Here is a 21,157-nt window from a genome sequence, read left to right on the forward strand (position 1 = left end):
TCATCTTGAATTAATGGAGGCGAATTGTCCGTGGCGATGGTAATTGTAATTGTTTAAATAACTCAGGCTTCTGCATTGAAAATTGATATAAATAGTTTTTGATATCTAATAATAATTTTTCTGGTGCAACCAAGACATTTTGTCCTTCTGGACTTAAATTCATCGAGACCGTGGTTTTTTCTGAACGTAAGAATGGAATCACTTTTTCGACTAAATCGCTAAGACCAATACTCTGGATTTCGTAGCCTGCCCAATTATCTTTCACTAAAAGCTGTGCTAAACCTTTACTCTGCCACATCGCAAATGAACGTTGACCGGTTGGCGTAGCACATAAAGCCCAGCCATCTTGGTATAAGGCAATAACATGGCCTTGATGCACGATAGTTTCGATAAAAAGACGATAGATTTCAAGAGGATCGTAAGCAATATTTTGATTTTTAGACGCAGCTTTGCGTTGATATGGGTTTCTCATAAATCTGTCATATTTTAAAATTATTATTGCACAGAAGTGTATGAAAACAGCTTGAGATAAGCAAGGTTTTTACGATAAGGGAATATGGTGGGCGCTGACGGGATCGAACCGCCGACATTCTGCTTGTAAGGCAGACGCTCTACCAACTGAGCTAAGCGCCCTTGAGAAATAAAAATAGCGTCGCTATTTTTATGATGCAAGAGAGAAATCTTGCTTGATTCCATTTACTAGCACAAGGGATCTAGAAAATGGCGCAGCGGACGGGGCTCGAACCCGCGACCCCCGGCGTGACAGGCCGGTATTCTAACCAACTGAACTACCGCTGCAACGGTAATTGCGAATGCAATTAGGGTCATTAAGCTTTACAGCTTGAATATGGTGGGCGCTGACGGGATCGAACCGCCGACATTCTGCTTGTAAGGCAGACGCTCTACCAACTGAGCTAAGCGCCCTGATTAAGATTGTCAGTCTTAGTGTTTAAATTTAAGCTCAGGGACTTAAATTTATATTTTAAATGGCGCAGCGGACGGGGCTCGAACCCGCGACCCCCGGCGTGACAGGCCGGTATTCTAACCAACTGAACTACCGCTGCGTCGTAAAATATGGTGGGCGCTGACGGGATCGAACCGCCGACATTCTGCTTGTAAGGCAGACGCTCTACCAACTGAGCTAAGCGCCCTGATTAAGATTGTCAGTCTTAGTTTTTAAACTTAAGCTCAGGAACTTAAATTTAATCGATTCTTTGAATGGCGCAGCGGACGGGGCTCGAACCCGCGACCCCCGGCGTGACAGGCCGGTATTCTAACCAACTGAACTACCGCTGCATCGCAAAAAATCTGGTGGGCGCTGACGGGATCGAACCGCCGACATTCTGCTTGTAAGGCAGACGCTCTACCAACTGAGCTAAGCGCCCTCATTAAGGATTTCGTATAAATGGCGCAGCGGACGGGGCTCGAACCCGCGACCCCCGGCGTGACAGGCCGGTATTCTAACCAACTGAACTACCGCTGCACTTACACAAAGTCACTAATGTGGTACAAACAATATTAAAAATCTTAAGTGGCGCAGCGGACGGGGCTCGAACCCGCGACCCCCGGCGTGACAGGCCGGTATTCTAACCAACTGAACTACCGCTGCACGTAAGATCTTTAACGTAAAGGCTTGGTGGGCGCTGACGGGATCGAACCGCCGACATTCTGCTTGTAAGGCAGACGCTCTACCAACTGAGCTAAGCGCCCTTAACGTCTTTATCGTTTGTGAGGTGCATTATAGAGAATCTTTACAGGCTGTCAAACGCTTTTCGGCTTGTTTTCGCTTTTTTGCAATCGAGTGATTAAAAAATAGGTCAAATGGTATAAAAACAAGTATTTTCTGTATGTTATTTAACATATTTGCGAAAATTAAAATGATTATTCGCTAAATTTCTTTTCCTCAAAATACACATTTTCTATGATTAATCCCCTTCTTCTATTAAATACTCATATTTTAAATTACAGCGGTGAATACTCAATAAAATAAGCTTGCACATTTTTTAACAACTATTTTTAGAGTTCAAGTTTATGTTCGGAAATATAAACCAGTGCATTGCAATCAATTAGTTCAAATAACTCTATAACATCCGTATTACGCATACGAATACAGCCATGCGACATCGGCATCCCCATTGGTTCGCTATCTGGTGTTCCATGAATATAGATATAACGTTGATAGGTATCGCAGCCTTCCCCGCGATTAAAGCCTTCTTCTAAACCACTCAGCCATAAAATCCGAGACAAAATCCAGTCTCGTTCAGGAAACTGATTGGCTAAATCGGTGTCGTATACTTCCCCTGTAGGCTTTCGAGCAATAAAAACGGCATTTTGAGGTTGCTCAGCACCATGCTTCTCAGCAATGAGATGCCAACCCCGTGGGGTTTTACCACTATTTTCAACTTCGCCAATGCCATTTTTTCCTGACGAGATCAGATAAAATTTATTCTTTTTAGGCAGTGTTAAAGTCTGTTCAGCCAGATCAATCAAGACGTCTGCATCAGCAATTACATAAGACATCAGTTGTCCTCTATTTGTTTTTTATCTACTCCAGTATTTGGTTCTGGGCGTAACCATAACCATATTGCGACTAGCAGCATGGTGGTATTGGTAAATAATTTCACAAAGAATGGTGCATTGGTCAGTAGCATGATCAGTCCACTGATCAACATCATGATACTGGCAAACCATTTCGCTTTACGTGGTACAGTGCCATTGGCACGCCATGCTCTTAACGTTGCGCCATATTTAGGATGGTTGAGTAACCAAGCATCCATTTGTGGCCACCCCTTAGATGCAGCCCAAGCAGCCAAGATCAGAAAAACAGTTGTTGGCATACCCGGCAACAGTGCACCGATAAAGCCTAGGATGACAAAGATCACCACTAAACAACGCCAAAACAACGTTTTCATACCACTTTCCTGAGCACCGAATTGCGGTAGTATAAAGTGTTTTTTAATTTTATCCGTTGTCCTTCTGCATATTTAGCTTCTTTTTTAAGGCACTCACATGCATCTCATTTCACAGCATCAGTTGTTTGAACCTTGGCTCCAATTCAAACATCCATTGCTTCGCCAGTTGGCTTTTGCTGTAGCAAGTCCAAACATTTTATCTGCGTTGCCGTTAGAGCTCGATATACAACATGCTTTTCATTTTCATCCCTCACAAATCTGGCAACAGCACTTTCAAACCTATTTACCTCGCCTTAAACAGCTCGATCAAGACCCGAAAGAACTCGAAGACTTTATGGCTCAACTGAAAAGTACCCGTCTGGGTCTGCGCTTTGAAATGTTCATGTGGTTTTGGTTACTGGATCATCACTATCATGCTTATGAATTATTGGGTCATAGTATCCAAATCATTGATGGTGCACGGACTACGGGTGAACTGGACTTTTTAATTAAAAATACCGAAACCAATCAAGTCGAGCATTGGGAAGTCGCGTTGAAATATTATTTAGGTGAAACAGATCTAAGCTTAACCACATGGTATGGGTTGAATCGTACTGATACTTTAAACCGAAAACTAAAACACTTTACTCATAAACAGTTTCAATTCCAGCAAGCTTTAGACACAGGCATTCAAACGCGCTTTGCCGTTTTAAAGGGGCAACTCTTTCTCCCTCTAAGAAATGGTTTCACAGCAGTTGATGCTTTAAACCAATACTCCCTCCCCGATTGGCTCAATCCTGACCGTCGACTAGGTACTTGGGGTAACAGCATTCCAAAGGCCGACTTGAATTACTATCGCCTACAACGTCAAGAGTGGATTTGCCCAAATGCTGAAGTCAGTAGCCAAAATGCACATTGGTGGACCAATGGACTGTACTTACAAAATCAAAACAATCAGTTTTATATGTACCGAAATCCAAATTTGATTTTAACTTGATTTTGCAGAAGTTACTTTATACAAAAATACATAATACAACATACGCTTACTTATCTCCTGTAAAACCATGCTATTTTTTATAGTGTTTATTTTTTAATCTTAAACAACATCAGAACAAAATCATTTGATGAATACACTAAAAATTTTGGAGATAGAGATGAAAAAAATTGTTTTAAGTTCACTAGTGATGCTTTTTGTTTTAACAGGCTGTAATACCGTCAAAGGTATGGGTAAAGATGTCTCTTCAGCAGGTAATGCTGTATCAAATACCGCTGAAAAAACCCAAGATGAAATCCGCAAGTAATTAATATCTGCACTTCAAAACCTTATCAATTGATAAGGTTTTTTTATTGCTAAGTTTCGCATTCCAGAGATTAATCGCCTATTATAGTGCCGACTGTTTTATTGACTTTGAAATGCGCATGACCTCTTCTGCTACTCTCGATTTAAGCCTCCAACTTTTACGTCAGCCATCGGTTACACCTGTGGACCACAACTGTCAAAATATTATGGCTGAACGCTTAAAAAAAATTGGTTTCAACATTGAGTCTATGCGCTTTGATGATGTTGATAACCTATGGGCACGAAAAGGCACTGAAGCACCTGTATTCTGCTTTGCGGGTCACACCGATGTCGTTCCTACAGGTAATTTAGATGCTTGGAACTCAGACCCATTTGCCCCTGAAATTCGTGATGGCAAGCTTTATGGTCGTGGCAGTGCAGACATGAAAACGGCCTTGGCTGCAATGGTGGTTGCTTCTGAGCGCTTTGTTGCAAAACACCCAAATCATAAAGGCTCAATCGCGTTCCTCATCACATCAGATGAAGAAGGCCCATCGATCAATGGCACGGTCAAAGTGATCGAAACACTCGAAGCCCGTAATGAAAAAATGAAGTGGTGTTTGGTGGGTGAACCTTCAAGTACCCATCAACTGGGTGATATTGTTAAAAATGGTCGTCGTGGTTCACTCAATGCAGTACTGACAGTCAAAGGAAAACAAGGTCACGTGGCTTATCCACATTTAGCCATTAACCCAATTCACATGGCCTCTAAAGCTGTTGCTGAACTTTGTGATACGGTTTGGGATCAAGGCAACGAATACTTCCCTGCGACGTCTTTCCAAGTGTCAAATATTCAAGCTGGTACAGGGGCAACCAATGTCGTTCCAGGCACCATGACCGTGACTTTCAACTTCCGTTATTCAACTGAATTGACCGCTGAAGAATTAAAAGCACGTGTTTTAGAAATTTTGGATCGTCATGGTTTAGTCTACGACATTAAATGGACACATTCAGGCTTACCATTCCTGACGCCAGTGGGTGAGTTGGTGAATGCAGCTAAAAATGCCATTCGTAATGTAACTGGTGTAGAAACTGAGCTTTCAACCTCAGGCGGAACATCTGATGGTCGCTTTATTGCTCCTACAGGTGCTCAAGTACTTGAACTTGGTGTTCTCAATGCCAGCATCCATCAAATTGATGAGCATGTGAATGTCGCTGATCTTGAACCACTTGCTGAAATTTACGAACAAATTTTAGAAGGCCTTTTGGTATAAGCATTCAAACCCATATAAAAAAGGAACTCAGTTGAGTTCCTTTTTTATTACATTCAAACTTAAGCTTAAAGCCCTAAACTCGCCTGAATTTTATTTAAATTCGGTACATGGTAAGTCTCATCTCCCATACGCACCAACTGGAAAATAGTGGGATCATTCACAGGGCTTTCATCATCAACAATTTCAGAAATACGCAAACGAATTGACTTCGGCATTTCATTACACATCAAAGCAAAGCGCTGAGAAGCATCATCCCCCTCAATCACCAGCGCCACCCCTTCCATTTGGTCAGGACGGTTGATGGCATAAACAGGCAGATGAAGATCATGCCATTCCACCGTTTTCACTTGCGTATCACTATCGAGCGCTGAAAGTACAATATTTTGAGGCAAGAGCATGGGTTTTTTACCATGACATTCAATGATATAAGCATCAATAAAACCCGTTGATACTGTAATCAGATATTGCAATTCTTGCTGACTGATTTGCTCATTCATGCTCTTTGAAACATTTGCATTCATTTATTTACCCCTGCTTTTCAGCCAATAACTGCTGAATGTTGGCAAGTAACTCTGCCTCTTGGAATGGTTTGCCCATGTAGTGCGTCACGCCCAAGCTGAAAGCACGTTCACGGTGTTTTTCACCCGTACGCGATGTAATCATAATAATCGGCAAGTTCTGGTGAATTTCGTGGTGACGAACCAAGTTCGTTACTTCAAAACCATCCATACGTGGCATTTCAATATCCAGCAACATCAAGTCTGGCTTAACGCTCTCCAGCTGCTCCATCGCATCGACACCGTCTTTTGCAGTCACAATATCAAAGCCTTGACGCTCTAATAAGCGCGATGTGACCTTACGTACCGTAACCGAGTCATCCACAATCATCACTAAACGACGCGTATCCTGATGACGACCAAAGTCACGATGATCGGCGGCATGCGTTACACGCTTGGTACTTAAAATCTGACGTGCAATGTTCTGACCATCTAAAATCAAACACACATGGCCATCACCCAAGATCGTTGCACCCGCAATTGCACCAATGCTGGCAAACTGTTGTCCAACTGGCTTCACTACAATTTGCGCACGTGAACCAATCAGCTGATCAACCAACAATGCAATGGTTTGTCCACTATTGCCTTTAATCAATAACACCGGCAATGAATGTCCAATATTACTCAAACGCGGAATCGGCTGATTGGATAAAAACTCAGATAAATAGCGCAGTTTATAACTCACACCATCAATTTTAAATTGGTCATCTTTGCTGTGGAAATAGTGATCCAGTGCTGTTGGAGCAATACGCACAATACGATCAATCTGCGCCAATGGAATCGCATATTGTTGATCACCGGCTTTCACCATCAACGCATCACTCACCGCTACCGTAGTCGGTACGCGAATAATGAAGGTCGTACCGAATCCAATTTCCGATTCAACCGTGACATGTCCACCCAGTGCTTTAATTTCACTTTGTACCACATCAAGACCAACACCACGTCCAGAAATTTGCGTCACTTCTTTGGCCGTACTAAAACCCGGATGGAAAATAAACTGTAAGATTTCCTGTTTATCCAACACTTGATCGGCTTTAATTAAACCTAAGTTTAGCGCTTTCGCTTTAATCGTGCTTTCATCAATACCTTTACCATCATCTTTAAAGCTGACGATAACGTCTGTACCTTGACGGCTAATGTTTAGTTCAATTTGGCCTGTCACTGATTTTTTCGCAGCACTACGTTGTTCCGCATCTTCAATACCGTGGTCGATTGCGTTACGTAGCATATGCTCAAACGGCGTAACCAAACGTTCAAGAATCGTACGGTCCAACTCACCTTCGGTGTTATGGACGACCAATTCCGTTGGACGGTTCAAAGTTGATGCGGTCTGACGTACAATACGTTGCAAACGAGGCAGCATACGTGAGAACGGTACCAAACGTGTCCGCATTAAGCTTTCTTGAATCTCTGCTTGAATACGGGATTGTTGTAATAACAAGCCTTCCGCATCACGAATTTTCTCAGCCAAAGTGCTCTTGAAGTCGACCAAATCCGAAGCTGATTCGGCTAAGGATTTAGACAATTGATTCAGCGATGAATATTGGTCCATTTCCAAGGGGTCAAAGTCTGCGTAGCGCGAGTTTTCAGAACCGTGCTTCGCAATAATTTGACTCTCAAGCTCACCTTCCATTCGACGCAACTGATCCGCCAAACGCTTAATTGCAAGCTCCATCTCGTTCAACGTATTGCCGAGCTGACCTAAGTCCATCTCAATACGTGAACGGTTAATCGCATTTTCACCGGACAGGTCGATCATTTTCTCAACCAAATCAGCTGAGATACGAATCATTTCATTACCACCATCCAAGTGAGTCGTTTCTTTCCACTCACCCAGCATTGCTGGCGGCTCAGTACCATCACCCTGCACAAACTCAAAACTTGGTACCGCATTAAGTAAATCAATTTGAGTTACACGCGTCGGTAATTGCGCAATCACATCCACATAATCAATAGATGCTAAGCTGTTTTTCAAACCATCATAATTACTAAAATCACGTTTGAAGATGGCTTGTTTTAACCATTCAAATGCGGTTTGCAATAATGGGTCATACACGTTTGAACTGAAATTATGTACAGCAAATTGCTCAAATGTGGTTTCTAGTTCATAAGCAATCGCACCAACGGGTTCATTCTCCGCCATACGTGCGCCGCCTTTTAAACTGTGCGCGGCACGTTGCAATTGTAGTAACACACTACGGTCACTACGTTGTTCAGTCCACTGTTTCAGTAAGCCATCCGTAGTCGCTAAAATTTCTTCAGCTTCTTCCAAGAAGGTTTCTTCAACAATTGATAACAGACTGGCTGCTTCTTCTTGGACAAGTGACGGAGTATCCAGCTGTTCAACGACAGTAACGTCCGTGTTTTCAACTATACTTGACGCTTCAATTGCAGTTGCTGACTCAACAGCAGCAGCTGTTTCAACTTCAATCGTTCTATCTACATTAGATAAAGATTCTTGAACTAGAGGCTGAGCCTCTTCAATTGCTTTAACAAACGCCTCAACCAAAGGCTCAGATGCTGAAGCGGTAAGAGTCGTACCCTCAACCAAGCTCTGAATGTTATGCAATACCTTAATGGTCGCTGTTGCTGGGTAATCAACCTTCTCCGTACGAATGACCTGAATTCGGTCTGCGACGTCATCCTGTACTAAGCGAATGATGCTGATCAACTGTGGCGTTGTGGCTATTTGCTGACGAATCACACGCTCATAAATAGACTCTAATTCGTGTGCAATCGAACCAATAAAAGGTGCAGAAATCATATTGGCACCACCTTTTAAGGTGTGCAAATAACGCATTAAATTATTGAGCGCTGCTGTATCATTGCCATTTTTAGACCAAGTATTAAGATCCTGATCCATCCCCATCAATAATTCTTCGGCTTCTTCCAAGAAGATATCGAGCAAATCATCATCAAAATCGGTATTGGCCGTATTCGATTGCTTGTACTGATGATCCGATGCAATTTGCTGCGAAATCTGCGCAAGATCAAGGCTTGGTTGTAAAGTATTTCCAGAAACAATAGCCGCAGCAACAGGTTCAATTACCGTCGTCGAAGTCGATTCAACATCTTGCTGTACGAAGGCCATTAATTCATTCAGAACTTTATGCACTTCTTCAGTCAGAATAACACGCTGACCCGCAGCTAAAGTGTCAAATAAATGGATAAATTCTTGATGTGCCTGACCAAATAACTCATATGCATAGTCTACATTGAGTAATTCTGGCTTTTCCAGTAAGGCTTGATAACCCGCATATAGCTCAGAAGTAAAGTCATGAATTCCTTGAGCAGCACGGTTATTGGTGAATTCTAGCAATTGTTTTGCTTGTTCACCTAAGTGCTGAATATAGTCTGGATATTCAACCTTAGCACGCTGATCAAACTCAAACTCGGCATCAAGCAACAGATCAATATTTAACTCGATCAGCTTCGAAACCATACCTTGTGGGTTTAGCTCATCAGCTACGTCTTCAATACTGAAACCATAGTTATCCCAAGCCGTAGTGAACGTGGCGTAAATCACGTCAAGCTGTTCGTTCGTACCACGCCCAAGCACGTGTAAATAGTCACGTACAAATTCAGCATATTGGGTGAGTAAAGAGATTTCCTTCGAGGTAGAAACGATCTCTTCTTGAACCAAAGTTTTAAATAGATTTTCAACTTTTGAGCTGGCATTAAAGACATGCTCAATTTGCGCCATAGACGAACTACCGCGCAATGTATGTAAAGCCCGGATTAAACCATTGTAATCTTGTACTTTGGTTTCATCTGCATTTAAGAACTGATCGATAGTCGCTAAATGGTCTTCCGCTTCTTCAATGAAGATCGCTAAAGTTTCTTCAAGGACATCATGCACTTGATCATCCTGCTCAGAAACGTCTGCAACTTGTGGCTCAGATTCAGCCACTTCGATATCGCTCAGCTCTAATCCCGTCACGACATCATTACTATTTAGATGATTAGACAGTTGTAGCAACTCTTCTAGAGCAGGTTCTAAACTTTGATTTTGTTGTAATTGTTGTCCAATTAAAACCAATGGACGAAGATCAAGATCAATTTTCTGCATCTCTTTAAAAGTCGGGTACAGTTTAAATTGATACAGTTTAAATACTGTTTTAGCAAATTTTTGAACCGTTGCCGTAAGCGGTACAGCCCCTGAAATCACACGGTTTAAGGTATCTTCAACCGCCCATGCTGTTTCACCTGCTGACTTTGCTCCCACCATACGACCAGAGCCTTTTAAGGTATGGAAGTGACGGCGTATGCTCAACAAGGTTTCTTGATGGGTCGGTTCAGCGTACCACTTTTCAAATAATGGATCTAACTCAACGAAGATTTCTTCAATTTCTTCAACAAAGATTTCAAGAATTTCTGCATCTTGATCTAGATAACTATCTTCCGGAAGCGTTGTCGTTTCAACTAAATGTTTTAATATTTCTTTCATAGCTAAGGCTTCTTGCGTTGTCAGCTACCCAAAAAAGGTGCATAAACTTCATTATAACCATCATCCCAAACCAGCCTTTTGGCTCAAGCAAATTGAGTTGATGTGTATCCTGATTTTGGTATGCCACTCAAGCGATGAGCAGCATACCCTCCCCCAAAGCAAGTGCTTAATCAGGCAGTTTAAAGTCTGTTACAGACTCACGTAACGCTTCCGCCATATTTGCAAGTTCAGAGACTGAACGTGCTGTATCGAAAGTCGCAGTGGTGGTTTGTGAGGTAATTTCTTGTACGACGTTCATCGTGGTTGCAATATGACCTGCAGACGCTGACTGTAGCTTTGCTGCATCCGAAATGTTTGCAATCAATTTCGCCAAATTACCCGATACGTTTTGAATCTCATCCAGTGCAACACCCGCATCCTTAGATAAGTTCGCACCACGTACAACCTCAGACGTGGTTTGTTCCATCGAAATTACAGCTTCGTTGGTATCGGTCTGAATGGTTTTTACCAGTGTTTCAATCTGTTTGGTTGCTGAAGCAGAACGTTCTGCAAGACGCTGTACTTCATCCGCAACCACGGCGAAACCACGACCTGCTTCACCTGCCATCGATGCTTGGATCGCTGCATTTAAAGCCAAGATGTTCGTTTGGTCGGCAATATCGTTAATCAAGGCAACGATGTTACCAATCTCTTGCGAAGATTCACCCAAACGTTTAATACGTTTAGAGGTTTCTTGAATCTGCTCACGAATGATATCCATACCTTCAATTGAACGGTTTACAACGTTCGCGCCATTTGCAGCAATTTTTACTGAACGTTCTGCTACCACCGCTGATTCTTCAGCGTTTGAAGATACTTGGTCAATTGACATTGCCATTTCGTTAATCGCGGCAGATGCACCCGCAATTTCTTGCGCTTGGTGTTCAGATGCTTCGGCTAACTGGTTGGTAATCCCCTGCGTACTTGCCGTATATTGTGCAACTTCTTGAGAGGTTTCAGTAATACGCGATACAAGATCACGTAATTGGTCAATTGCGAAGTTAATCGAGTCGGCAATTGCACCCGTGAAGTCTTCAGATACCGTAGCATATGAACGCAAGTCACCATCTGCAAGATCGGCAATCTCATCCAGTAAACGTAAAATCGCGTTTTGGTTACGGTCATATTCATCTTGTAGACGAGATACACGTTTTTTATCTGATTCGCCACGAAGTACAAGTAATTTAAATACACAGAATAAGAAGGTAATCAGGGCTAGAATTAGACCTAAGGCAGGAATTGCAATCGCTAAACCTGTACCACCAGATAATTTATTTAAATTGCTTAACAAAGCATCCGACTGTTCAAAAATCGATGATGACGCTTGGCGTACTTTAACGATTTGTGATGAGTTCTTTAAGACGGTTGCTGCTGCTGACTTCAGTACATCATCATATTCAGATTGAATACTGGTTAAAGAGTCACGCATTTCAGGGTCATTAATACGCTCTACACCTAAATCCGCACTGCCATTTAACTGTGCGTTTAAGTATGACGCGAAGGTTTCTGTATCTGAGCTAAAGTCATCCGCAGATTCACGCGAGTTGTCTGAACCGGTTAATACCGAACCAATTGAACGTAAAATACGTTCCGCAATGAATACTTGGTTTTTTGCAATTACGACTTGGTTAGCTGGCACATTTTGACGTGCCATTTGGTCAACCATTAAGTTGTATTCGGCCTGAATCCCCGGAATACTTTCACTAATCGCAATGTTGGTATCGTAGAGTTGGTTAATGATTTTTTGTTGTGAAGCAATTAAATCAATATTTTCAGAAACTTTTTTCCACTGTGCATCTACTTCACGCAGTGCGTCTGTGCTCGCGTGAATATCTTTTACTGTTTCTAAATTTTCAGCAAAAGACTTTTGTGATTCTGTCAGTTTTTTAATAGCTTCAGGCGTACCTGATGCTGTTGCTTCAGTTGCCTGACGCGAAATCGTTTGTGATAAAAGACGTAAATCACCCAAGCTACGGGTGAATTCGTTATTTCGAGGTACACTATAGAATAGGTACAACAGTAAGAAAATTGCCAGTACGATACAAAATGCCGCACCCAAAATTAATGGCTTGGACTTTTCACTATCACCAAATACACGTGAAAACTGTTCCGTCTGTGATTGAAATTTTGCTACTAAAGCATTTCCACCTGAGCGGTTACTGCTTCCATCCGTATTTTTCTTTTTAAGTTTAAAGCCCATGCAGCTTCTCCCCGATTTACGCCCTTATAATTTCGCGCGCGACAATGATATTAATTTATAAATTTTATAGATGCGTTCATATACTTTGGATTGTCTAATAAGCGACTGAATAAGAAAACATGCCATTGTTGGTTGTGTTGGTGAAAATACCCTTGGCAATATTCTTTTAAATTCCGATCTAAATCTTCATGTTTAGAAAAGAAACTCTTCTTATTAAAGTGCTGAATCCCCAGAACCTGATCTACAACTAAACCGACATAGTGGTCATTATGACTAATACAGAGTACTTTTTGAGTTGGTGAATACGCACTACGATGCCCTGATACATAGTGCGCTAAATCGGCAACAGAAAGTAAACGTCCTCGAATATTGGCCAAACCCACAACCCAAGGTTGAGTATTTGGCACTAAGGTATATTTCGGAGGATAAATCACCTCTGCAACTTCACCTAATGGCGCAACGAAATATTGCCCCATCATCTCAAAAGCAATGCCCGACCAGCGGTTTACCTCATTTTCGTTTGAAACGTAGTTTTTATTACCACGTTTAGCAAGTCGAAGTAATTCGATAAATCCATTTGCTGCCATAGAGCTTATCCTGCGTTCAGGTGTTGCTTAATCACATCAATCAGTTGGTTTTCATCAACAGGCTTGGTTAAATAATCACATGCACCTTGACGCTTACCCCATACACGGTCTGTAGCCTGATCTTTAGTACTGACGATCACTACGGGAATGTGTTTTGTTGTTGCGCCACGCGCAATTTGACGGGTTGCTTGGAAGCCATTAACGCCTGGCATCACCACATCCATCAACACAAGATCAGGAAGTTCAGCTTGAGCCATGGTTACACCATCGGCACCATTCGACGCTTCAATCACTTCAAAACCGTGTTTCCCCAAAATTTCTTTAAAGCGGAATGTCTCTGTAGGTGAGTCATCCACAATTAAAATACGCGCCATAATTTTCCCCAATTACACTTATATTATTTATGCTGAAACGTGATTACGAATCGCATTTAATAATTCATCTTTACTAAACGGCTTTGTTAAATATTCATCTGAACCAACAACACGCCCTTTGGCTTGGTCAAATAGACCATCTTTGCTAGAGAGCATCACGACAGGAATATTTTGATAATTTTGTGAATTTTTGATTAATGCACACGTTTGATAGCCATCTAGTCGTGGCATCATAATGTCGACAAATACGATATCAGGATTGGCTTGAGCAATTTTTGACAATGCGTCAAAACCATCGACAGCAGTCACAACCTCACAACCTTCGCGTTGCAATAATGTTTCAGCTGTGCGACGAATGGTTTTTGAATCATCAATGACCATTACTTTTAGATTCTGGAATTTATCGTCCATTTAATATGACCCTTCCCATTTTTAGAATGTTTGTAGAAACAGATTCGTAGACGCTTTACAAGTTACGTACACTTTTAACATATATTTACTTATATTTTCAACGAACAGTTTCCGCATAAAACCACACTTCATCTTCTTTTTAAGAACGGCTTCACACTTTCCTATACCCGTCGATTTTTTTTTGACTGATTATATTTTTTATTCCTAAATTTAGGACTAATATAGCACTATTTATTGCTTGTAAATAAGTAATTTAGTCAACTTTAAACTGGGGGTATCGATGCTTAGGGAGTTTAATCACAAACTTGCTTTGATCGTGAAAAAAAGGATGACTGCGAAAGTCATTTTGCTGGCTTTGCTAAGTTTGCAGACCATCTCGATTATGGCCGATCCACCTAAAGCGGTCTGGTATCGATATTATGAGAGTAAAGGCATCGCGAACGTCAGTAGCAGTGTCACGCCCAACCATATTCGTTATGGTTATGAAGCACTCGATAGCAACATGCAAGTGATTCAACGAGCACGTCCATACAACGCAGAAAAAGATGCGCAATATGCTACACAACGTGCAGCAGCAGCCAAGCAACGCGAGTCAGATCTCAAATTAAAACGCGCTTATACCAACAGCCAAGTCGCTACTCAAAAACGCAATACTGCCCTTTCCTATATCTTAAAACAGATTAAATTCCAGCAAGATGAATTAAAACAATTACAGAATGACCGTATTGGATTCTTACGCCAAGAAAAAGAAAACATGCGTAAAGGCAAAAGCAATCCGAAACCGCTCCAAGATATGATTGATTATAATTCCAAAAATATTGTGATGAAAAAAGAGCAAATACAATCGTTACAAAGTCACTATCGTAATACCAAGGCTGAATACGACAGAATTATTGCTCGTTTAAAAACACTTGAATAATCTGCGTCTTATTTACAGTGTGCTGACTTTCGCCGCTAGACCAAAGGATTTGACTCAATGCAGGCTGCACCATGTATAAAACCCAAATTAAGCCGCCAAGTGCTCCCTATTTTTAAACTCAGTCCACTGTGTCTGTGCTTACTCCTCTCCGCCTGCCAAAAACAAGACGAAGTCACCTCCCCTACTTCGTCTACAGCTAAAATCGAGCTGATAGCACAAGACTTGGTTCAGTTCCAAGAAGGGCCTTCTATCCAACGTACCGCCTTTACTGGCACCATTCGAGCCGTCAACCAAAGTTCCATTCAGGCTCAAGTGACAGCGACAGCAACCGCAGTTTCACTTCAAGTTGGACAAACCGTTCAAAAAGGTCAAGTACTGGTTCGATTAAACAATCAAGATAATGCTGCGCGGCTTGCCCAAGCTCAAGCCAATCTTGCTTCAACCCAAGCCCAAGCCAATCTTGCAAAAAGCATGGTTCAAAGAAAAAAACGTTTACTCGATCAGGGCTTTATTTCTAAAGTGGAATATGAACAAAGCCTTGTAGACTATCAAGCTCAATTAGAAAATGTACGTGCGCAACAAGCCAATGTTGATATAGCCGAAAAGGCGGATCGCGATGGCACTATTTTAAGCCCGATTTCAGGGGTTATTACTCAACGTCAGGTAGAACCTGGACAAACAGTATCCGCAGGACAAACCCTATTTGAAATCATTGACCCGAGTCATTTAGAAATACAGGGCAAAATTCCAAGCGATCTCCAAGCCGCTTTAAGCTTGGGAGGAAAAATTGAATATCACTTGCAAGGCAATCCTCAAAAGCTAACCGCCAAGCTTACTCGTATTTCCCCGATTGCTGACCCCGCAAGCCGTCAAATTGAGTTTTTTGCTCAGCCAATGGAAAGTATTAATTCATTGAGTATCGGGACCTTTGTAGAAGGCGACATGCTTGGTTCACAGTCCATCACAGGCCAAATTATCCCGCTTGATACCATTCAAGATATACAAAATTCACCTTATGTTTGGGTGATTCGCCACAATAAGATTGAACGTGTTCACATAAAAGTATTGGAACAATGCTATAGCAACAACAGTGCTGTGGTACAGGGACTACAAACAGGCGACCAGATTAGTCGTATAAAGTTTAATCACAAAGATTTGCATCAAATGGTGACAATCAATCCATAAAAATAAGAAAAGGTTGTTGCTATGTGGTTAACCCGTATTAGTGTGAAATATCCTGTTTTTACCATCATGATGATGTTTTGCCTGATGGTTTTAGGCTTAGCCTCTTGGCAAAGAATGGGAGTTGAGGAGTTCCCTGACGTCGACTTCCCCTTCGTTGTGGTTTATACCACCTATCCAGGAGCATCCCCTGAAACAGTGGAGTCTGAAATCACCAAGAAAATGGAAGACCAAATCAATACCATTTCAGGTTTAAAACAGGTCATTTCTCAGTCTAGCGAAGGCTTATCGACCATTATTGCTGAATTTGATCTCGATGTTTCTTCTGCTATAGCCGCGCAAGATGTCCGCGATAAAATTGCACCGGTCACCGCTCAATTTCGAGACGAAATTCAAGACCCGATTGTTGAACGTTACGACCCTTCTGCCAATGCCGTGATGTCGATTGTATTTGAATCACAAAACATGTCACTGAAAGACCTCAGTTCTTATTTGGATCAGCGCATCGTTCCGCAGTTTAGAACCGTTTCTGGTGTCGGGACAGTCAACTTATTGGGTGATGCCAAGCGACAAATTCGCATACAGATTGAACCCCACAATTTACAAAGTTTTGGGATTGGTATTGACCAGATCATCAACACGCTAAAAGCTGAAAATGTCGAGGTTCCGGGTGGAACATTGAAACATGGTAATAGTGAGCTTGTGGTCGAAATCAAGTCTAAAGTGATTCATCCTTTAGCCTTCGGCGATTTAGTGATTGCCAATAAAAATGGTGTACCGATTTATTTGCGCCAAGTTGCAAGCATTTCAGACAGCCAAGCCGAACTTGAGTCGAGTGCCTATTTAGATGGTAAAACCGCGGTTGCGATTGATATTTTACGCAGTTCCGATTCAAATGTGATTGATGTAGTCGATGGTGCTTATGAGACCTTAGCAGATATCCAAAAACAGTTACCTGAAGGCACCACAGCAAAAGTCGTGGTAGATTCATCCAAAGGCATTCGTAATAGCATCACCGATGTTGCACGTACCATTATTGAGGGTGCAGCTCTTGCCGTTTTGATTGTCCTGCTGTTTTTAGGCTCGTTCCGTTCCACCGCCATTACAGGCATGACGTTGCCGATTGCTCTTCTTGGCACTCTGACGTTTATTTGGATCTTCGGCTTTAGCATCAACATGATGACCTTACTGGCACTATCACTCAGTATTGGTCTACTGATTGATGATGCGATTGTGGTCCGTGAAAATATTGTGCGACATGCAGACATGGGCAAAGACCCTGTCACAGCAGCCCTTGATGGCACCAAAGAAATTGGACTCGCTGTTTTAGCCACCACCTTAACCATTGTTGCGGTGTTTTTACCTGTGGCATTTATGGGTGGTATTATTGGTCGATTTTTCTATCAGTTTGGCGTAACCGTCAGTACTGCTGTGCTGATCTCCATGTTTGTCAGCTTTACTTTAGATCCCATGCTATCTGCACATTGGGCTGAAAAGCATAATCCACATAAACCACCCAATCGAGTCAAACGTTTCTTCAATTGGATTTCTAGCAAACTAGATAATCTCAGCCATGACTATGAGAAATTACTTAAGCTTGCTCTGCGCTTCCGATTCATCACCCTCATGATTGCTGTGGCTTCGCTATTCGGTGCATTAGGCTTATCTAAACTAATTGGAACAGAGTTTGTCCCTGTTCCAGATAAAGGTGAGATTCGGATTAAGTTCGAAACACCTGTCGACGCCTCTTTGGAATATTCACAAGCCAAACTGCTGCAAGTCGATAAAATTATTCAGCAGCACCCTGACGTTCGAGCAACTTATGCGGTGATTAATGGCGTTACGGATCGTGGTAAAAACCATGTCAGTATTCGCGTAACCGTTACGCCACGCACAGAGCGTAAGAAAAGCTTAACCGACTTAAACAATGAGTTCCGCCAACGCCTACAACAAGTAGGTGGCATTACTGTGACCTCAATTGCCTCCGCAGATGAAACAGTATCGGGCGGACAAAAACCCGTGATGATTTCCATCAAAGGTCCAGACTTAGCCGAATTGCAAAAAATTTCAGACCGCTTTATGGCAGAAATTGCGCAAGTCAAAGGCATTGTCGACTTAGAAAGCTCACTTAAAGCTCCTAAACCGACTTTAGGCGTGCATATTAATCGGGTCTTAGCCAGCGATTTGGGCCTATCGGTCAACCAAATTGCCAATGTCATTCGCCCACTGATTGCAGGGGATGATGTCACCACATGGCAAGATGACAAAGGCGAAACCTATGACGTTAACCTGCGCTTAACTGAAAATGCGCGTAGCTTACCTAGTGATGTACAAAACCTTTACCTCACATCGCAAAAAACGGATGCCAATGGTCAAGCTTTATTGATTCCCCTATCTAGTGTTGCGCATTTAGAGCAAAGTCTGGGGGCATCGCAGATTAATCGTCGCGATCTAGCACGGGAGGTCTTAGTCGAAGCCAACACCGCGGGTCGTCCTGCAGGCGATATTGGTGCAGATATTAAAAAAATTGAAGACAACTTTGACCTTCCTGCAGGTTATAGCTTTGACACACAAGGTTCAAACAAAGACATGGCTGAATCTGCAGGTTATGCCATGACCGCAATCACCTTATCCATTGTGTTTATTTATATTGTGCTAGGTTCGCAGTTTAATAGTTTTATTCACCCTGCGGCGATTATGGCTTCCCTTCCGTTATCGCTGATAGGGGTGTTTTTAGCGCTCTTCTTATTTAACTCCACCATGAACTTGTTTTCTATTATCGGTATTATCATGTTGATGGGTCTGGTGACCAAGAATGCAATTCTATTGATCGATTTCATTAAAAAAGCCATGGATCACGGCGTTGATCGTTATCAAGCGATTATTGATGCAGGTAAAACACGTCTACGCCCTATTTTGATGACTACTAGTGCCATGGTGATGGGCATGGTGCCTCTGGCTTTAGGGCTAGGTGAAGGAGGGGAACAAAGCGCACCGATGGCACATGCAGTGATCGGCGGTGTCATTACATCGACACTACTAACCTTGGTGGTGGTTCCTGTGATCTTCACCTATTTAGATGACTTTAAGAACTTTATGCTGCGTCAAGTACGTAAAATCATGTCATAATAATCAACATTTTTCTGAGGTGGTGTCGACATGCCTCCTCATTTTTTATCGTATAATCTTTGACTTTCAAAGTTTAAAATTTTAGGACAGTTTCCATGCGCGCGAGTCGCTTTTTATTTGCAACGTTAAGAGAAACCCCAAATGACGCAGAAGTGATTTCACATCAACTAATGCTGCGTGCTGGGATGATTCGTAAATTGGCTTCAGGTTTATATACTTGGCTGCCGATGGGCGTTCGCGTATTAAATAAAGTTGCAGCGATCGTTCATGAAGAAATGAACAATGCGGGTTCACTCGAAGTCCTGATGCCCGTAACTCAGCCAGCATCTTTATGGGAAGAATCTGGTCGATACGTCCAATACGGCCCTGAACTGCTTCGTTTCAAAGACCGCCATGGCAACCCTTTCGTACTTGGCCCCACCCACGAAGAAGTCATTACCGACCTTGCGCGCAATGAACTCAAAAGCTATAAACAATTGCCTGCAAACTTCTATCAAGTACAAACCAAATTCCGTGACGAAATTCGTCCACGCTTTGGTGTAATGCGTTCACGTGAATTTATTATGAAAGATGCTTATTCTTTCCACGCAAACCAAGAATCACTGCAAGAAACCTATGACATCATGTATGGCGCGTACTGCAAAATCTTTAGCCGTTTAGGTTTAGATTTCCGTCCAGTACAAGCCGATACAGGTTCAATTGGTGGTTCAGGCTCACATGAATTCCACGTATTAGCATCAAGTGGTGAAGATGATATCGCCTTCTCGACAGAGTCTGACTATGCAGCAAATATTGAAATGGCTGAGGCCGTTTTAGTTGGGGAACGTGCAGCGCCAACCAAAGCATTAGAAGTTGTCGATACACCAAATCAAAAAACCATTGCAGATGTCTCTAACTTCTTAAAATCTGATCCTGCTCACTCTGTAAAAGCCTTGTTAGTGCAAGGTATTGCAGCCGAAGAAGGCCAAGCAACACCGGTAGTGGCATTGTTCTTACGTGGTGATCATGAGCTGAATGAAATTAAAGCCGAGAAGCATCCATGTATCGCATCACCATTAACTTTTGCAACAGAAGAACAACTTGCTGCACTGGGTTTAACCGCTGGTTTCTGTGGACCACAAGGCTTGGTAGAAAAAGGCTTAACGGTCATTGCCGACCGTGCTGCATCGGTACTGTCTGACTTTGTTGCGGGTGCAAATGAGGTTGATAAACACGTGACTGGTCTAAACTGGGAACGTGATGCACAGTTCACCGAAGTTTATGACTTACGTAATGTGGTTGAGGGTGATCCTTCTCCAGACGGTAAAGGTACGCTGCAAATTAAACGTGGTATCGAAGTGGGGCATATTTTCCAACTCGGTCAAAAGTACTCAGAAGCTTTGGGCTGTAAAGTTCTAGGTGAAGATGGTAAGCCATTTACTGTCACCATGGGTTGTTACGGTATTGGTGTAACACGCGTGGTTGCCTCTGCAATTGAGCAAAACTTTGACGAAAAAGGCATTATTTGGCCTGCGGCAATTGCACCATTTGAAGTTGCCATTGTGCCTATGAATGCACATAAGTCTCCACGTACTTTGGAAGCAGCTGAAGCACTGTACGCTGAACTCACGGCAGCAGGTTATGATGTTTTACTGGATGATCGTAACGAACGTCCAGGCGTGAAATTCTCAGACCTTGAGCTTACAGGTATTCCTCACCGTATTGTGATTGGTGAGAAAGGCTTAGATGCTGGTACTTTTGAATATAAAGGTCGTCGTGATGCTGAATCTGTAAACATTTCTAAAGAAGAGTTATTGGCGAAAATTGCAAAATAATTCATTTTAGATTAAAAAAATCCCGCGTATATCGCGGGATTTTTTATGAAA

The 21,157-nt window shown here is 42.3% G+C and carries 16 protein-coding genes and 10 tRNA genes; 7 read left to right on the forward strand and 19 right to left on the reverse strand.

Features of this window, described 5'->3' with window-relative positions:
* Window positions 1–10 precede the first annotated feature (10 nt).
* The 13 genes from ACSC9N_RS12010 to ACSC9N_RS12070 all read right to left on the reverse strand — a co-directional run bounded on the left by ACSC9N_RS12010 (window position 11) and on the right by ACSC9N_RS12070 (window position 2,912).
* Window positions 11–472, reverse strand: a complete 462-nt coding sequence (locus ACSC9N_RS12010) for a DUF2750 domain-containing protein (protein ID WP_058952127.1) — start codon at window positions 470–472, stop codon at window positions 11–13.
* Window positions 473–557: 85 nt separating this feature from the next.
* Window positions 558–633, reverse strand: a tRNA-Val gene (locus ACSC9N_RS12015).
* An 88-nt stretch (window positions 634–721) separates the two neighbouring features.
* Window positions 722–798: transfer RNA gene (locus ACSC9N_RS12020), tRNA-Asp, on the reverse strand.
* Window positions 799–848: 50 nt separating this feature from the next.
* Window positions 849–924: transfer RNA gene (locus tag ACSC9N_RS12025), tRNA-Val, on the reverse strand.
* Window positions 925–987: 63 nt separating this feature from the next.
* Window positions 988–1,064 (reverse strand) — tRNA-Asp (locus ACSC9N_RS12030).
* Between the two features lie 11 nt (window positions 1,065–1,075).
* Window positions 1,076–1,151, reverse strand: a tRNA-Val gene (locus ACSC9N_RS12035).
* A gap of 68 nt (window positions 1,152–1,219) precedes the next feature.
* Window positions 1,220–1,296 (reverse strand) — tRNA-Asp (locus ACSC9N_RS12040).
* 13 nt (window positions 1,297–1,309) lie between these two features.
* Window positions 1,310–1,385: transfer RNA gene (locus ACSC9N_RS12045), tRNA-Val, on the reverse strand.
* A 21-nt stretch (window positions 1,386–1,406) separates the two neighbouring features.
* Window positions 1,407–1,483, reverse strand: a tRNA-Asp gene (locus ACSC9N_RS12050).
* Between the two features lie 49 nt (window positions 1,484–1,532).
* A tRNA-Asp gene (locus tag ACSC9N_RS12055) sits at window positions 1,533–1,609 on the reverse strand.
* Window positions 1,610–1,634: 25 nt separating this feature from the next.
* Window positions 1,635–1,710, reverse strand: a tRNA-Val gene (locus ACSC9N_RS12060).
* Window positions 1,711–2,016: 306 nt separating this feature from the next.
* Entirely contained in the window at window positions 2,017–2,520 is a 504-nt protein-coding gene (gene elsL, locus ACSC9N_RS12065; protein WP_058952128.1) for a cell wall-recycling L,D-carboxypeptidase ElsL, read from the reverse strand.
* Entirely contained in the window at window positions 2,520–2,912 is a 393-nt protein-coding gene (locus ACSC9N_RS12070; protein ID WP_058952129.1) for a YbaN family protein, read from the reverse strand. Before ACSC9N_RS12070 ends, elsL begins: the two co-directional genes overlap by 1 nt.
* A gap of 97 nt (window positions 2,913–3,009) precedes the next feature.
* Here ACSC9N_RS12070 and ACSC9N_RS12075 point away from each other — a divergent pair, with 97 nt between their 5' ends.
* The 3 genes from ACSC9N_RS12075 to dapE all read left to right on the forward strand — a co-directional run bounded on the left by ACSC9N_RS12075 (window position 3,010) and on the right by dapE (window position 5,444).
* Window positions 3,010–3,888 carry a DUF1853 family protein gene (locus tag ACSC9N_RS12075; RefSeq protein WP_058952130.1) on the forward strand — a complete coding sequence of 293 codons (879 nt, stop codon included), beginning with the start codon at window positions 3,010–3,012 and terminating at the stop codon, window positions 3,886–3,888.
* A 157-nt stretch (window positions 3,889–4,045) separates the two neighbouring features.
* The gene (locus tag ACSC9N_RS12080; protein WP_058952131.1) at window positions 4,046–4,192 is read left to right on the forward strand and encodes an entericidin A/B family lipoprotein; all 147 of its coding nucleotides are present in this window, start codon (window positions 4,046–4,048) and stop codon (window positions 4,190–4,192) included.
* Between the two features lie 118 nt (window positions 4,193–4,310).
* Entirely contained in the window at window positions 4,311–5,444 is a 1,134-nt protein-coding gene (gene dapE, locus ACSC9N_RS12085; protein ID WP_058952132.1) for a succinyl-diaminopimelate desuccinylase, read from the forward strand.
* Window positions 5,445–5,509: 65 nt separating this feature from the next.
* On the opposite strand, the gene ACSC9N_RS12090 is transcribed toward dapE, so the two are convergent.
* From ACSC9N_RS12090 to pilG, 6 genes are all read right to left on the reverse strand, one after another.
* A complete protein-coding gene (locus tag ACSC9N_RS12090; RefSeq protein WP_058952133.1) occupies window positions 5,510–5,965 on the reverse strand; it encodes a hypothetical protein in 456 nt (151 codons plus the stop codon).
* A 4-nt stretch (window positions 5,966–5,969) separates the two neighbouring features.
* Window positions 5,970–10,451 (reverse strand): Hpt domain-containing protein, encoded by a 4,482-nt coding sequence (locus ACSC9N_RS12095; RefSeq protein WP_439036042.1) that lies wholly within the window; start codon window positions 10,449–10,451, stop codon window positions 5,970–5,972.
* A gap of 166 nt (window positions 10,452–10,617) precedes the next feature.
* Entirely contained in the window at window positions 10,618–12,690 is a 2,073-nt protein-coding gene (locus tag ACSC9N_RS12100; protein ID WP_058952135.1) for a methyl-accepting chemotaxis protein, read from the reverse strand.
* A 50-nt stretch (window positions 12,691–12,740) separates the two neighbouring features.
* Window positions 12,741–13,277, reverse strand: a complete 537-nt coding sequence (locus ACSC9N_RS12105) for a chemotaxis protein CheW (RefSeq protein WP_004694490.1) — start codon at window positions 13,275–13,277, stop codon at window positions 12,741–12,743.
* A gap of 5 nt (window positions 13,278–13,282) precedes the next feature.
* Complete coding sequence (locus ACSC9N_RS12110) at window positions 13,283–13,651, reverse strand: response regulator (RefSeq protein WP_004694491.1); 369 nt, start codon at window positions 13,649–13,651, stop codon at window positions 13,283–13,285.
* 27 nt (window positions 13,652–13,678) lie between these two features.
* Entirely contained in the window at window positions 13,679–14,062 is a 384-nt protein-coding gene (gene pilG / locus ACSC9N_RS12115; protein ID WP_004694493.1) for a twitching motility response regulator PilG, read from the reverse strand.
* A gap of 280 nt (window positions 14,063–14,342) precedes the next feature.
* On the opposite strand from pilG, the gene ACSC9N_RS12120 reads away from it, so the two are divergent.
* From ACSC9N_RS12120 to ACSC9N_RS12135, 4 genes are all read left to right on the forward strand, one after another.
* The gene (locus tag ACSC9N_RS12120; RefSeq protein ID WP_094148348.1) at window positions 14,343–14,981 is read left to right on the forward strand and encodes a hypothetical protein; all 639 of its coding nucleotides are present in this window, start codon (window positions 14,343–14,345) and stop codon (window positions 14,979–14,981) included.
* A gap of 57 nt (window positions 14,982–15,038) precedes the next feature.
* Window positions 15,039–16,166: an efflux RND transporter periplasmic adaptor subunit gene (locus ACSC9N_RS12125; protein ID WP_058952137.1), complete on the forward strand. Its 1,128-nt coding sequence runs from the start codon at window positions 15,039–15,041 to the stop codon at window positions 16,164–16,166.
* Window positions 16,167–16,187: 21 nt separating this feature from the next.
* Window positions 16,188–19,292, forward strand: a complete 3,105-nt coding sequence (locus tag ACSC9N_RS12130; protein WP_395474888.1) for an efflux RND transporter permease subunit — start codon at window positions 16,188–16,190, stop codon at window positions 19,290–19,292.
* A 95-nt stretch (window positions 19,293–19,387) separates the two neighbouring features.
* A complete protein-coding gene (locus tag ACSC9N_RS12135; protein WP_058952139.1) occupies window positions 19,388–21,106 on the forward strand; it encodes a proline--tRNA ligase in 1,719 nt (572 codons plus the stop codon).
* Window positions 21,107–21,157: the final 51 nt, after the last annotated feature.

The sequence above is a fragment of the Acinetobacter sp. PC34 genome (assembly GCF_051789135.1).
Lineage (GTDB): Bacteria > Pseudomonadota > Gammaproteobacteria > Pseudomonadales > Moraxellaceae > Acinetobacter > Acinetobacter johnsonii.